Annotated in this window: 17 protein-coding genes and 1 tRNA gene; 14 read left to right on the top strand and 4 right to left on the bottom strand. The window is 40.1% G+C overall.

Going from position 1 to position 13009, the window contains the following annotated elements:
• Positions 1–23: 23 nt before the first annotated feature.
• From BMZ55_RS06245 to trxA, 8 genes are all read left to right on the top strand, one after another.
• A complete protein-coding gene (locus BMZ55_RS06245; RefSeq protein ID WP_089819589.1) occupies positions 24–2012 on the top strand; it encodes a TonB-dependent receptor plug domain-containing protein in 1989 nt (662 codons plus the stop codon).
• A gap of 157 nt (positions 2013–2169) precedes the next feature.
• On the top strand, positions 2170–2556 hold the full coding sequence (locus BMZ55_RS06240; RefSeq protein WP_089819588.1) for a putative periplasmic lipoprotein: 387 nt from the start codon (positions 2170–2172) through the stop codon (positions 2554–2556).
• Between the two features lie 51 nt (positions 2557–2607).
• Positions 2608–4011 carry an MBL fold metallo-hydrolase gene (locus tag BMZ55_RS06235; protein ID WP_089819587.1) on the top strand — a complete coding sequence of 468 codons (1404 nt, stop codon included), beginning with the start codon at positions 2608–2610 and terminating at the stop codon, positions 4009–4011.
• Between the two features lie 5 nt (positions 4012–4016).
• Positions 4017–4385: a rhodanese-like domain-containing protein gene (locus BMZ55_RS06230; protein WP_177179787.1), complete on the top strand. Its 369-nt coding sequence runs from the start codon at positions 4017–4019 to the stop codon at positions 4383–4385.
• Positions 4382–4681: a cupin domain-containing protein gene (locus BMZ55_RS06225; protein ID WP_089819585.1), complete on the top strand. Its 300-nt coding sequence runs from the start codon at positions 4382–4384 to the stop codon at positions 4679–4681. Before BMZ55_RS06230 ends, BMZ55_RS06225 begins: the two co-directional genes overlap by 4 nt.
• 5 nt (positions 4682–4686) lie before the next feature.
• Complete coding sequence (locus BMZ55_RS06220) at positions 4687–4896, top strand: DUF6132 family protein (RefSeq protein ID WP_089819916.1); 210 nt, start codon at positions 4687–4689, stop codon at positions 4894–4896.
• 86 nt (positions 4897–4982) lie between these two features.
• A complete protein-coding gene (locus BMZ55_RS11320; protein WP_089819584.1) occupies positions 4983–5183 on the top strand; it encodes a hypothetical protein in 201 nt (66 codons plus the stop codon).
• A 45-nt stretch (positions 5184–5228) separates the two neighbouring features.
• Positions 5229–5528 carry a thioredoxin gene (gene trxA, locus BMZ55_RS06210; protein ID WP_089819583.1) on the top strand — a complete coding sequence of 100 codons (300 nt, stop codon included), beginning with the start codon at positions 5229–5231 and terminating at the stop codon, positions 5526–5528.
• A 1-nt stretch (position 5529) separates the two neighbouring features.
• On the opposite strand, the gene BMZ55_RS06205 is transcribed toward trxA, so the two are convergent.
• A complete protein-coding gene (locus tag BMZ55_RS06205; RefSeq protein ID WP_089819582.1) occupies positions 5530–6288 on the bottom strand; it encodes an amidohydrolase in 759 nt (252 codons plus the stop codon).
• A 164-nt stretch (positions 6289–6452) separates the two neighbouring features.
• On the opposite strand from BMZ55_RS06205, the gene BMZ55_RS06200 reads away from it, so the two are divergent.
• From BMZ55_RS06200 to BMZ55_RS06190, 3 genes are all read left to right on the top strand, one after another.
• On the top strand, positions 6453–6851 hold the full coding sequence (locus tag BMZ55_RS06200) for a DUF6646 family protein (protein WP_233701911.1): 399 nt from the start codon (positions 6453–6455) through the stop codon (positions 6849–6851).
• A 111-nt stretch (positions 6852–6962) separates the two neighbouring features.
• Positions 6963–8300, top strand: coding sequence for an RIP metalloprotease RseP (rseP, locus tag BMZ55_RS06195; RefSeq protein ID WP_089819581.1), 1338 nt, complete (start codon positions 6963–6965; stop codon positions 8298–8300).
• 75 nt (positions 8301–8375) lie between these two features.
• Positions 8376–8449, top strand: a tRNA-Asn gene (locus BMZ55_RS06190).
• Between the two features lie 215 nt (positions 8450–8664).
• Here the strand turns inward: BMZ55_RS06190 and pepT are convergent.
• Complete coding sequence (gene pepT / locus BMZ55_RS06185) at positions 8665–9924, bottom strand: peptidase T (protein WP_089819580.1); 1260 nt, start codon at positions 9922–9924, stop codon at positions 8665–8667.
• A gap of 186 nt (positions 9925–10110) precedes the next feature.
• On the opposite strand from pepT, the gene BMZ55_RS06180 reads away from it, so the two are divergent.
• From BMZ55_RS06180 to BMZ55_RS06170, 3 genes are all read left to right on the top strand, one after another.
• Entirely contained in the window at positions 10111–10959 is an 849-nt protein-coding gene (locus tag BMZ55_RS06180) for a hydroxymethylglutaryl-CoA lyase (protein WP_089819579.1), read from the top strand.
• Positions 10960–10976: 17 nt separating this feature from the next.
• Positions 10977–11384, top strand: a complete 408-nt coding sequence (locus tag BMZ55_RS06175) for an OsmC family protein (RefSeq protein ID WP_089819578.1) — start codon at positions 10977–10979, stop codon at positions 11382–11384.
• A gap of 126 nt (positions 11385–11510) precedes the next feature.
• Positions 11511–11918, top strand: a complete 408-nt coding sequence (locus BMZ55_RS06170; RefSeq protein ID WP_039342057.1) for an OsmC family protein — start codon at positions 11511–11513, stop codon at positions 11916–11918.
• Positions 11919–11952: 34 nt separating this feature from the next.
• On the opposite strand, the gene BMZ55_RS06165 is transcribed toward BMZ55_RS06170, so the two are convergent.
• The gene (locus BMZ55_RS06165; protein WP_039342712.1) at positions 11953–12279 is read right to left on the bottom strand and encodes an SUF system Fe-S cluster assembly protein; all 327 of its coding nucleotides are present in this window, start codon (positions 12277–12279) and stop codon (positions 11953–11955) included.
• 13 nt (positions 12280–12292) lie between these two features.
• Positions 12293–12991 (bottom strand): 3'-5' exonuclease, encoded by a 699-nt coding sequence (locus BMZ55_RS06160; protein WP_089819577.1) that lies wholly within the window; start codon positions 12989–12991, stop codon positions 12293–12295.
• Positions 12992–13009 lie beyond the last annotated feature (18 nt).

Genomic DNA, 13009 nt, shown 5'->3' with positions numbered 1-13009 from the left:
CGGAAAGTTATACGACATTTCCTATGAAAAATTTAATTTTTTTGCCCTGTTTTGCCCTTTTTTCTTTAAATATAAATGCGCAGCTGCAGCTTGATTCCGGCAATCTTCACCACATTCAGGAAGTAATTGTTATTGGCACTGCGAAACTTTCCGCTAAAGAAAATAAACCTCTGGGTTCTATTGATGAATATTTGCAGAAATCGGCGAAAGTAGATATGATAAAGCGCGGCGCCTATGCCTGGGAACCGCAGATTAACGGTTTGCCCACAGAAAGAACTTTGGTAACCATCGATGGAATGCGGATTTTCGGTGCGTGTACCGACAAAATGGATCCGATCACGTCTTATGTGGAAATTTCGAATTTGCAGGAAGCTGAAATCAGTTCCGGGCAAGGAGGCGCGTGCCACGGAAACACCATCGGCGGCTCTATTGATTTAAAGCGAAATAAATCAGTTTTTGGAAAAGAGCAGTGGAATTTTAACCTGAACACCGGTTTCGAAAGCGTAAATCTTCAGAAAATTTTCGGTGCCGGCGCGAAATATAAAACCGCGCAATTTTACAGCGACGTAAATTTTATGTTGCGCGATGCTGAAAATTATAAAGCCGGAAATAACCAGGAAATTCCATACTCGCAGTTTAAAAAAATGAATATTTCTGCCATTTCAGGCGCAAAAATAGCGGAGAATAAACTTCTTGAAGCTTCAATAATTTATGACAAAGCCACCGATGTTGGTTATCCCGCACTGCCGATGGATGTTTCGCTTGCGGAAGCGCTCATCACTTCGTTGAAATTTCAGGTTTTACCGCAAAACGATTTTCTGAAAAGTTGGGAAACTAAAATTTATTATAATACTATCACCCACCGCATGGACGATACAAAAAGACCCGACACGCAAATTCACATGGATATGCCGGGCTGGAGCACCACCGTTGGTTATTATTCGCAACTAAAATTCGCTGCTAAACAGCACAATTTTCTGTTAAACGGTACCGGATATTACAATAAATCACGCGCGGAAATGACGATGTATCCGAATGATAAAACTGAAAAACTGATGTTTATGCTGACTTGGCCGGAAGTCGGAACGCTTGCACATACTGTTTTTCTGGAAGATAAAATTCAAATAAATGAGCATTCTGACGTTAAATTTTCTGCTTCTGCAACTTTGCATCAAAACAAAGTCGAAAGCGATTTTGGATTAAGCAGCCTGCAGATTTTTTATCCCGAAATGAATGCCGAAAAAACCCGCTTTCTAAAAAGTTTAGCTGCAAATTACAATTTCGAAAAAAATGGCTTTGAAGCTGGTTTTGGCTTGGGTTATGGCGACCGCGCGCCGTCTGTTTCCGAAGGTTACGGGTTTTATCTTTTCAACAGTTTTGAAAAATTCGACTACATCGGAAGTCCGGGTTTAAAAAATGAAACGTCGTTTGAAGCAAACGCTTTTTTAGGTTTAAAACAGAAAAATTATAAACTGAAACTGGCTTCGTCTTATTTCAAAATCTCCGACTATATCGTGGGAAATATTGTGCAAGGTTTGGTTCCGATGACAATTGGTGCACGCGGTCTGAAAAAATATTCCGCTTTAGAAAGCGCGGACGTTTTTAATATCAGTTTAAACGCTGATTTTCAGCTTTTGGAACTTTTAAGATGGAATTCGCAAATCGTATATCTGCGCGGAAAAGACAGCGACGGGCAAAATCTTCCGTTTATGAGCCCGCTCAGTTATCAGAGTTCGCTGAGGTTTGCTCAAAACAAATTTTCTACCGAAGCTTCAGTTTCTGGAAACTCAAAACACAGAAATTTTGCCGCAAATTATGGTGAAAGCGAAACTCCGGCGTATTTTATTGTAAATCTAAACGCGGGCTACAATTTCAGCTTTGGTAAAACCAAATTATTTGCGAAAGCCGGTGTTGAAAATTTACTCAACCGATATTACACTTCTTACGCGGACTGGAACCATTTGCCGCGCCCCGGACGAAACTTTTATTTGAATTTAAACTTCAGTCTTTAGCTGCGCAAGGTCATAAAGTATTGCGGCAAATTTTAAGTAAATTTGTAAAAATTAAAGCTAAAACATTAAAACGGAAAAAAATCAAAAAAAACCTGCTTTTAAGGCCGAATTTTTTCTGTTGCTTTTAAACCAAAAATGATTTTTTTAAAATATTAAAATGAAAAAACTAATAATTGCAGTAGTTGCTTTCACACTTTTCACGGCGTGCCAGAAAAAAGAGCAGATTAACACGGAAAATAATTCCACCGTTGCAGCCAGCGATCCGAAAGAGGAAAGTCTTATGCAGGACGCGGTAGAGTTGAAAAATTCCAAAGGCGAAACATTGAAAGTAACGTATTTTGCGCAAGGAAACGACGTTGCCATGAAAATGGAAAAGGAAGGTGAACCGGAGCAGATTTTGGTTGCGAAAAAAATATCCAGCAAAGGTGAACCTGTTTTCACCAACGAGAAATGGATGTGGGAAGGCAAGATCGGGACAGGTGGAAAATTGTCTGATGCTGAAGGAAACAGCATTGAATATCTTGAAATCCCGAAAACCGACTAAAAAATTACCGATTATTTCGGGTAAAAATCTCAAATTTTAAAAACAAAAATGATGAAGGTAGAACAAATTTATACAGGCTGTCTGGCGCAGGGCGCATATTATATCGTTTCCGAAAAAGAGGCGGTGATCTTCGATCCGCTGCGCGAAACGAAACCATATCTTGACCGTTTGGAAAAAGACGGAGTGAAATTGAAATATATTTTTGAAACGCATTTTCATGCAGATTTTGTCTCCGGTCACGTGGATCTTTCAAGGAAAACTGGCGCGCCAATTATCTATGGACCGACCGCAACACCGGATTTCGAGGCTATAATTGCAACCGACGGACAGATTTTTGAAGTTGGAAAGGTGAAAATTAAAGTTTTGCACACTCCGGGTCACACCATGGAAAGTTCCACTTTTCTGCTCATCGATGAAAATGGAAAAGAAACCGCGATTTTCAGTGGTGACACGTTGTTTTTGGGCGATGTAGGCAGACCGGATCTGGCGCAAAAAGCCGGCAGCATCACGCAGGAAGATTTAGCCGGAATTTTATACGAAAGTCTGCAGCAAAAAATTATTCCGCTTCCGGACGATATTTTGGTGTATCCGGCGCATGGTGCGGGTTCTGCATGCGGAAAAAATATGCAGAAAGAAACTGTAGACACGCTGGGAAATCAGAAAAAAACAAACTACGCGCTCAATCAGCCAAATAAAGAAGCTTTTATTGCCGAAGTTTTAGACGGTCTGGCGGCGCCACCAAAATATTTCGGGATGAATGTCGCCATGAATAAAGGTGGTTACGAAGATTTCGATTCCATTTTAGAAAAAGGAAAACAGCCGCTTTCACCGGAAGAATTTGAGAATGTTGCTGAAGATTCCGGAGCTCTAATTTTGGATACAAGAAGTGCTGCAGACTTCCACAAAGGTTATGTGCCAAACTCAATAAATATCGGTTTAAAAGGCGATTTTGCGCCGTGGGTTGGTGCCATGATCGTTGATGTTGCGCAGCCAATTCTTTTGGTTACCGAAGTTGGTGCCGAAGAAGAATCAATCACCAGATTAGCGCGGGTAGGTTTTGATCATGTAATTGGTTATCTGCAAGGTGGTTTTGAATCCTGGGAGAAATCCGGGAAAGAAATAGACAAGGTTAAAAGGATTTCAGCAGAAACTTTTGCAGAAGAATTTTCGGAAAAATCGGTCGTTTTAGACGTGAGAAAACCATCGGAATATGAAGCGGAACATGTAAATGAAGCCTTCAGTAAACCATTGGTTGAAATTAATGACTGGGCGCTTACCATTAATCCAAATGAACATTTCTACGTTCACTGCGCGGGCGGATACCGGAGCATGATTGCCGCAAGTATCTTAAATTTCCGCGGAATCCGCAATTTTACCGAGATTGAAGGTGGTTTTTCCAAGATTAAAGAAACCAAAGTTCCGAAAAGCAATTTTGTCTGCCAATCTAAAATTTAATGAAGATGAAAAAGTTAGTGTTATTGATGATGATATCCGCATTTGTGGCATCATGTCAAACTCAAAAAGCAGTAGTGTCAAATGCCGACAGAACTGAAATTAAACCAATGGTTTTGGACTCCGAAACCGTTTTGGTAGATGTAAGAGTTCCGGAACAGTTCGAGAAGAAAACCGCAGAGGGCGCAATAAATATTCCCTTAGCTGAACTTCAAAACAACCTTGGTTTGCTGAAAGGTAAAAACGTGGTGGTTTTTTGCAATTCCGGGAGACAAGCCGGTGAAGCGGTAGAAATTTTGAAGAAAAACGGCGTGAACACCGTGTACAACGCGAAAACATTAAACAACGTAGAAGCCATTAAAGACGAAAAGAAATGACGAATATATCAGAAAATATCACTTACAGCAGCGAAAAAGCAAATGTTTTTTCGATAAAAAAGACCGACAAACTGAAATATTTTGCGGTTGCTTTAGGTCAAAACGGCGTTTTGAAAAAGCATACAGCTCCGGTGCCGTCAACTTTGGTGGTATTAAAAGGTGAAATAAATTTCGTGATGGAAAATGAGCAGTTTCATTTTCGCCAGTTTGATGTGTACGAAATTCCGGTTGGTGTAGAACACGAAGTTACCGGCCTTTCCGAGGAAAATTTATTCACCGTCGCACAGGAATTGTAATGATAATGGAATTTTTTAACAAATATAAACTCGGCATTATCGGCATTTTTGTAGGAGGAATTTTGGGTTATGCGTACTATCATTTTATTGGTTGCAACACGGGCACTTGCGCGATAACTTCAAAGCCATTTAATTCCTCGGCATACGGAATGCTGATGGGGTATCTGATGTTTTCAACTTTTGATAAATCGAAAAAAAAGGACATCAAAGCCTGATATTTTTTAAATAAATTTTTTAGCCGCTTTTCGGGCAAATTTTCCGAAATTCTCAATGCTTCAAAAAATGAATTTTCAATTTTAAAATGAAGAATAACATTTTCAAAAACTGGTCACTGAGCAGAGTGCTTTATTTCTGCGCGGGATTATTTTTTGTCCTGATTGCGGTGAATGACAGAGTTTGGTGGATGATACCTTTTGGAGTGTATTTTGCTGTAATGGCACTATTTAAATTAGGATGCGCCGGCGGAGCATGCGAGATTCCTTTAAAAAAAGAGGTGAAATAAAGGGTAATTTTTATTTCCTTTTTTGACCAAATAAAACTTAAAATTATGTCACAGAAATTTCAAGAACTCATCAATTCTGAACGCCCGGTTCTCATTGATTTTTTTGCAACATGGTGCGGGCCGTGTAAAGTACAGTCCTCGGTGCTTACAACGGTGAAAGAAAACATTGGCAACGATGCCAGAATCGTGAAAATTGATGTGGACCAGTTTCCGGCAATCGCCTCGCAATACGGTGTACGCGGGGTTCCGACTTTAGCGGTTTTCAAAAATGGTCAGCTGCTTTGGAAGGAAAGTGGCGTGCACGATGTGAACACGCTCACCAATTTGCTTAAACAATACTCCTGATTTACAGGATTTTAAATTCGTCGCGATCCGAAAGAAAGGGAAATTTTTGCCGGTTTTTTTGCAGTTTTTCCGAGTCTAAATTTGCAGAAAAAATGCCGTTTTTGCCGGAAGAAATTTCTTCACCATCCGCGAAAAAGCAATAGCTGCTTTCGGGATATTCCAGATTATTTCCATCAATTCCAATTCGGTTTACGCCAAGAACGTAAGATTGATTTTCAATAGCGCGCGCTTTCAATAAAGTTTTCCAGGCGTCAATTCTTGTGGAAGGCCAATTGGCGACGTAAAAAATTGCATCATAATCGCCGTTATTTCTGGAAAAAACCGGAAACCGCAAATCGTAGCAAACCTGGAGAAGGATTCGCCAGCCGTTATAACTTACAATGATTCTTTCGCTGCCTGCGGAATAGGTCTTGTCTTCGCCGGAATAGGAAAAAAGATGGCGTTTGTCGTAATACTGGTATTCGCCCGAAGGTTCCACAAAATAAAAACGGTTCACAAAACGCTTGTTTTCTTTCACCGAAGCACTTCCACACACGGCAATATTTTTTTCTTTCGCAAAGCTGCGCATCCAGTTGAGGGTCTCTTCTTTTTGATCCGCAATTTCTTCAGCCTGCATATAAAATCCGGTTGAAAACATTTCAGGTAAAACCAAAATATCTGCCTGAATAGCAGCGAATTTTTCTTCGATGTTCCGGAAGTTGGCATTTTTGTCTTTCCAGATGATATCGAAGTGCGGAGCGGATATTTTAAGATTATTCACGACAGTACAATTTCAACTAAATATACGATTTTTTAAGTTAAAAAGTTAAGAAAATCATAAAGTGGTCTTATTTTTGAATAAGGAAAATCATCATTAATAACATTAAAAATTTAGAAATTATGAAAAAGCTAGTCTTAGTATGCGCTATGCTCCTAATGGGGCAAATGGCATTCGCACAAGCGTGGAACGGTAGAGGCGACCAAAAAATCCAGGTAGGTTTTAACGGTTGGGGCTATGGTACTGGTATTACGGGAACTTACGATTATGGATTGTCTAACATCATTTCTTTGGGAGCTGGTGCGAATTTCTTTTTCGATCATAACAACGATAAGTATGCAGATGATGATTTCGGTGTATTCGGTCGTTTGAACTTTCACCTACAGGAGCCACTTGGTTTACCGGAAAACTGGGACATTTATCCAGGTATTGATTTAGGTCTTTTAGGTAAAAGCGGTACTTACTTTGGTGCTCACGTGGGGGTAAGATATTTCTTCAACGACAATTTCGGTCTTTATCTTGAAGCTGGAAATAACGGAAGCATTGGGGTTTCGTTTAACTTATAGCAAACGCACGATAATTCAGACAAAAGGTTCTCATTTTGAGAGCCTTTTTCTTTTGGCATACTTTTGAGAATTCGTACCTTCGCAATCTTTACATATTATTAAAAATTATCAATGACATTAATTCAGTTATTTCAATTTATACTCAGTATTTCAATTCTGGTGGTCCTTCATGAATTAGGACATTTTATCCCGGCCAAACTTTTTAAAACCAAGGTGGAAAAATTCTATCTTTTTTTTGATCCCTGGTTTTCCCTCGCAAAAATTAAAATCCGCGGTACCGAATACGGTATAGGCTGGTTGCCCTTTGGCGGTTACGTGAAAATCGCGGGAATGGTGGACGAAAGTATGGATACCGAGCAGCTGAAAAAACCAGCAGAACCTTGGGAATTCCGCAGTAAACCGGCATGGCAGCGACTGATCATCATGCTGGGTGGTGTTACCGTAAACTTTTTTCTGGCGTGGCTGATCTATTCTTCTTTAAGTTATTTTAAAGGCGAAACTTTCCACCAAAATTCTAAATTTGAAAACGGAATTTCAGTCTCTCCGGCTGCCAAAAAAATGGGTTTGCAAACCGGCGATAAAATTTTAAAAATTGACGGAAAGAAGGCAGACCGAATGGAAACCTCCACAATAAATATGCTTTTTGCCAATGAAGTGACAGTTTTGCGCGATGGCAAAGAAGTTACTTTTCCGGTAAATGAAGACGGCGTTGCCGAAATTTTGGCTGATAACGAAGCAAAAGCCTATTTCGGACCAAGATTTCCGGTTGTTGTAGATTCTTTATTACCAAATGGTGCAGCGAAAAACTCTGGATTGCTGAAAGGTGATAAAATTGTTGGAGTTAACGGTAAATCGGTTCAGTATTTCGACCAACTGGTTTCTGAGCTTTCCCAGCATAAAAATCAGAATGTTGAATTAAATATTGAACGAAACAACGCGAAGCAAAACATCGATTTAAAAGTCGATGCAAAAGGTGAATTAGGTTTTGGTGCAGACAGCTCGATCATCCAGCAGGAATTCGAAAAAACACGCGTTAAAAAAGAATATACCTGGGCAGAAGCAATTCCGCGCGGATTAACCAGAACAATTGATGTGCTTACTATGCAGATCAAGCAGTTTAAAATTGTCTTTAATACCAAAACCGAAGGTTATAAGAAAGTTTCGGGACCGATCGGGATCATCAAGCAGATGCCGGAAACCATCAATTGGGAGTTTTTCTGGAGTTTTACTGCCATGTTTTCAGTTTGGTTGGCGTTCCTTAACTTAATTCCGATTCCGGGATTAGATGGCGGGCATGTGATGTTTACGCTTTGGGAAATGATCACGGGCAAGCCTGTACCGCAGAAAGTTCTGGAAAACGCGCAAATGATCGGCGTGATATTTTTACTGGGCTTAATGGTGCTAATTTTTGGAAATGACATTTTAAAATGGATTACCGGAAAATTCTAAAAAATTATCTGAAATAATTTTGGCAGAATTAAAAAAGTTTTTATATTTGCAAACGCTTACAGCAAAGAGAAACACTCCTCTTTAGCTCAGTTGGTTAGAGCATCTGACTGTTAATCAGAGGGTCCTTGGTTCGAGCCCAAGAAGAGGAGCAAAGCCATCACAGAAATGTGATGGCTTTTTGTTTTATATACTTTTAAACTGCCAAATTAAAAGCTTTAAGTTCTTTTGCGCGAACCGTTTTGTTCTTCTCTTAGGCAGCCTGAAAATTACTCTTCGTGCCTTTTGTGGTTGAAAAAGAATGTTTTTAAGGCAAAAAAACCTCCACCAAAAGGTGAAGGTTTCCCCATGAAGATATTATTTAAAATTATTTCTTCTTTACCGCTTTCGCGATGTTGATGATCACTTTCACCGCCTTTTCCATGGATTCCAGCGCCACATATTCGTATGGTCCGTGGAAGTTCATGCCACCCGCGAAAATATTCGGGCAAGGTAAACCCATATAAGATAGCTGTGCGCCGTCTGTACCGCCGCGAATAGCTTTGATCTTAGGTTCGATGTTCGCGTCTTTCAAAGCCTGTTCTGCAATATCAATGATGTGCATTTTTCCTTCAAACTGCTGCTTCATATTTCGGTATTGCTCTTTAATCTCAATTTCTGCCGTTCCTTCACCGAATTTTTTATTAAATTCTGCTACCTGATCGGTGATGAATTTTTTTCGTGCTTCAAACTTTTCGCTGTCATGATCGCGGATGATGTACTGAAGTTTCGCTTCAGAAATGTCCGCTTTCACTTCCATTAAATGGTAGAAACCTTCAAATTCTCTCGTAGTTCCCGGTGTTTCATTTTCCGGCAACATCTTAATAAAATCCGCCGCTAAAAGGGCGGAATTTACCATTTTACCATAAGCGTATCCCGGATGAACGCTCAGTCCGTGAATTTTCACCACCGCGCCGGCAGCATTAAAGTTTTCATATTCCAGCTCACCAACTTCAGAACCGTCCATGGTATACGCCCATTCAGCACCAAATTTTTCAACATCAAATTTATGCGCGCCACGCCCGATTTCCTCGTCCGGTGTGAAACCAATAGCGATTTTTCCGTGCTTAATTTCCGGATGTGCAAGCAAAAATTCCGCGGCGGTTACAATTTCGGCAATACCGGCCTTGTCATCAGCGCCAAGCAATGAAGTTCCGTCGGTGGTAATTAATGTTTTCCCTATATAATCTTTTAACGTTTCAAATTTTGATGGTGAAAGAGTAAAACCGGTTTCTTTATTTAAAACCAGATCTTTTCCGTCGTAATCGTCCCAAATTTGCGGTTTTACATCTTTTCCATTAAAGTCTGGTGAGGTGTCATAATGCGAGATAAAACCTACGACAGGTTCATCATCATTTTCAAGATTTGAAGGAACATAGGCATAAATATAACCGTTTTCATCAATCGAAACATCGCTTAAACCAAGGGTTTTCAGTTCTTCAAAAATATAGTTCGCAATGTCCCACTGTTGCGGAGTTGATGGCGTGAATTCGCTCTCCGGATCGCTGGTAGAATATATTTTTGCATAAGTGATAAAGCGGTTTTGCAGCTTCAGTTTCCAGTCAAGATTAAAATCGATGCTTGTCATTATAAAGTATTTTTAACAAAGTTAAAATTTTAGGTTGAGCCCCGCCCAAGATTTAGGAATTATTTTTGCTGCGCTTCAGCGTATTTCTTTCCTAAAATATACATCCTCAGCTTATTAAAATTTTTTCCGGGTTTTTTTAGCCGTTTTTTAAAGTTTTGGTATATTTGAGAAAACCAAAAAGGAAAAATGTTTTTAACCGAATGTCCGCGCGACGCCATGCAAGGTTGGCCAGATTTTATACCGACCGATACCAAAATCGACTATATTAATGCGCTGATGGCGGTTGGTTTTGATGTGCTGGACTGCGGCAGTTTTGTCTCGCCGAAAAGCATTCCGCAAATGGCGGATTCCGGTGTGGTCTTGGACAGAATCGATAAAAGCATTTCCAACACCAAACTTTCGGTGATTGTGGCAAATTTTCGCGGCGCCGAAAAGGCCTTGAAACATCAATCCGTAGATATTTTGGGTTTTCCGTTTTCACTTTCCGAAACTTTTCAACACAGAAACACCAATAAAAGCCGCGAAGAAGCCTTTAATGAAATCAAAAAGATTACGGCGCTTCTGGAAAAAGACGGCCGAATTTTAAACGTTTATTTTTCAATGGCTTTCGGGAATCCGTACGGCGATGTTTGGACCGCGGAAGAGATTGATAAATGGGCGCAGCGTTTCAGCGATATCGGCATTAAAAATATTTTGCTTTCCGACACTACGGGAACGGGAACTGCCGAGCAAATTGCACAGCTTTTTTCATTAATTCCAAAAAAATATCCGCACATCGATTTCGGTGCGCATTTCCATAACCGATATCAGGATTCTTACTCAAAATTAAAAGCCGCTTACGATAATGGCTGTCGCCGTTTTGATTCAGCAATTAAAGGAATCGGCGGCTGTCCCATGGCAAATGACGAACTCGTAGGAAATATGCCGACTGAGCAAATCATTAATTTTATGGCCTCCGAAAAGATTGATCATTCGCTGAATTTGCTCAATTTTGAAAGCGCTTTTAACAGAGCCAAAAATATCTTCCATTTTTAACCAAATTTTTTAAAATTATGGCAACTTCAAAAGTTATTTATTCCGGCGATTTACGCTGCGAATCCGAACATTTACAGTCCGGAACCATCATTTATACTGATGCGCCGACAGATAACCACGGAAAAGGTGAAGCGTTTTCACCAACCGATCTTTGCGCGACTTCTTTAGCGCAATGTATGCTGACAACCATTGCGATTTTAGGTAAAGACCGCGGAATTTCAATCGATGGTTCTTATGCGGAAGTTCAGAAAAATATGAACCCGAAGCCGCGAAAAATTGCAGAAATCGTTTGCGATGTTCACATAAAAGGAAATTTCAGCGAGGATGAGAAAAAATTCCTCGAAGAAACAGCGTACAACTGCCCGGTGGCTTTGTCGCTGAGTTCAGATTTAAAGAAAACCATCAGTTTCACCTACGACAGCTGAGATTTTTAAAATTAAAAAATTTGCCCTTAAAGCGGCAGATTTTTCGGTTTTATGATATTAATTAGGTGATTCTTAGAACAAAGCGTGTTTTATTTTGGTATCTTTATAAGAACAAAAAACACTGCTATGACATCAACAATTACTTATTTGGGCGATAAAAAAATCGTTTCGAAACATGAAAAATCCGGCGCCGAAATCATTACCTGTGCGCCCGTGCGGGAAGGCGGAACTTCTGAAATGTTCTCACCTTCGGATTTATTTGGTATTTCGCTGGGACAGTCCATGCTGATGGCAGTGGCTGTTTTGGGAAAAGAACGTGGCATTGATATCACCGGCGCGAAATGCGACTTGAAAAAATCTACGCATCCGCAACCGAAAAGAATCGGCACCATTTTCTGCATCGTGCGTTTTCCTGGAAATTATACGGAGAATGAAAAGAAATTCATCGAAGAAACGGCCTTAAATTGCCCGGTGGCGCTTTCCATTCACCCGAATGTTCAACGAACTGTTCTGTTTGAATACGGACATTTATAAATCACAAAAAAAGCCGCTTTTAGCGGCTTTTTTTTTAAATCATTCCAAGTTCGAAGCGGGCTTCTTCACTCATCATATCTTTGTTCCAGGCTGGTTCGAAAGTAAGGTCGAGGTCAACTTCTTTCACACCTTCAACCTCGGAGACTTTTTCCCTTACTTCAGCCGGTAAACTTTCCGCTACCGGACAGTTTGGTGTTGTTAAAGTCATAATGACTTTTACGGCGCCTTCATCGGAAATCTGTACGTCGTAGATAAGTCCCAGTTCATAAATGTCCACCGGAATTTCCGGGTCGTACACGGTTTTAAGATTTACAATAATATTTTCGCCAATTTCGGCTATCTGGTCGTCTGTATATTTCATTCTTATTTCAACTTTAGCTTCCAATTTTGTCTAATAAATCTTCCTGACGCATGCGCCGGAAAACATTTGCCAAAGTTAAGACATCTTTTTCACAATATTGAACGATTCTAAATAAGTCTTTTTCTATATGGTAAATTGAGGAAACCTGTGAACCGTCGATGTCATCTTTCGGTGTTGGAATTCCGAAAATATGTGCTAAAAGTTCCAGCGAGACAAAAGATTTGTAATCACCAAACTTCCACAGTTCCATCGTGTCCAGATGCGGAATTTCCCAGGGTTTTTTGCCGTAAAGCTGAAATGGTGTCGGCGGCTGCATTCCGTTGATTAAAAAGCGACGCGCTATCCACGGAAAGTCAAACTCTTTACCATTGTGTGCGCATAAAACCACGTCACGCAATTTTGGTCGGTTGAAAATTTCACCGAATTCTTCCAGCAGCTTTTTTTCATCGTCGCCGTAGAAACTTTTGATCAGAAGTCTTTCGCTTTTTTCTAAAATTCCCACCGAAATGCAGATAATTTTTCCGAATTCCGCCATAATTCCGCCTCTTTCGTGGTAAAATTCCGCAGGAGAAAACTCTTCTTTCCGCTGGAAACGCGTTTTTTTGTCCCAAAGATATTGGTCAGTTTCGTGCAGCTCGTCCCAATGGCCAACCTGCGGCACGGTTTCAATATCTAAAAATAGAATCTTTTCTAAAGGAATATTTTGAATCATAATCTGCGTTTTTTAATA

This window comes from Kaistella treverensis, assembly GCF_900114045.1.
In the GTDB taxonomy this organism is placed as follows: Bacteria; Bacteroidota; Bacteroidia; order Flavobacteriales; family Weeksellaceae; genus Kaistella; species Kaistella treverensis.
This window is presented reverse-complemented; position numbering and strand designations above follow the sequence as displayed.

Excerpts from the sequence above, each read along its gene's own strand:
- BMZ55_RS06245 (WP_089819589.1), top strand. The coding sequence starts at position 24 with ATGAAAAATTTAATTTTTTTGCCCTGTTTTGCCCTTTTTTCTTTAAAT.
- BMZ55_RS06240 (WP_089819588.1), top strand. The coding sequence starts at position 2,170 with ATGAAAAAACTAATAATTGCAGTAGTTGCTTTCACACTTTTCACGGCG.
- BMZ55_RS06235 (WP_089819587.1), top strand. The coding sequence starts at position 2,608 with ATGAAGGTAGAACAAATTTATACAGGCTGTCTGGCGCAGGGCGCATAT.
- BMZ55_RS06230 (WP_177179787.1), top strand. The coding sequence starts at position 4,017 with ATGAAAAAGTTAGTGTTATTGATGATGATATCCGCATTTGTGGCATCA.
- BMZ55_RS06225 (WP_089819585.1), top strand. The coding sequence starts at position 4,382 with ATGACGAATATATCAGAAAATATCACTTACAGCAGCGAAAAAGCAAAT.
- BMZ55_RS06220 (WP_089819916.1), top strand. The coding sequence starts at position 4,687 with ATGGAATTTTTTAACAAATATAAACTCGGCATTATCGGCATTTTTGTA.
- BMZ55_RS11320 (WP_089819584.1), top strand. The coding sequence starts at position 4,983 with ATGAAGAATAACATTTTCAAAAACTGGTCACTGAGCAGAGTGCTTTAT.
- trxA (WP_089819583.1), top strand. The coding sequence starts at position 5,229 with ATGTCACAGAAATTTCAAGAACTCATCAATTCTGAACGCCCGGTTCTC.
- BMZ55_RS06200 (WP_233701911.1), top strand. The coding sequence starts at position 6,453 with ATGGCATTCGCACAAGCGTGGAACGGTAGAGGCGACCAAAAAATCCAG.
- rseP (WP_089819581.1), top strand. The coding sequence starts at position 6,963 with ATGACATTAATTCAGTTATTTCAATTTATACTCAGTATTTCAATTCTG.
- pepT (WP_089819580.1), bottom strand. The coding sequence starts at position 9,924 with ATGACAAGCATCGATTTTAATCTTGACTGGAAACTGAAGCTGCAAAAC.
- BMZ55_RS06180 (WP_089819579.1), top strand. The coding sequence starts at position 10,111 with ATGTTTTTAACCGAATGTCCGCGCGACGCCATGCAAGGTTGGCCAGAT.
- BMZ55_RS06175 (WP_089819578.1), top strand. The coding sequence starts at position 10,977 with ATGGCAACTTCAAAAGTTATTTATTCCGGCGATTTACGCTGCGAATCC.
- BMZ55_RS06170 (WP_039342057.1), top strand. The coding sequence starts at position 11,511 with ATGACATCAACAATTACTTATTTGGGCGATAAAAAAATCGTTTCGAAA.
- BMZ55_RS06165 (WP_039342712.1), bottom strand. The coding sequence starts at position 12,279 with ATGAAATATACAGACGACCAGATAGCCGAAATTGGCGAAAATATTATT.
- BMZ55_RS06160 (WP_089819577.1), bottom strand. The coding sequence starts at position 12,991 with ATGATTCAAAATATTCCTTTAGAAAAGATTCTATTTTTAGATATTGAA.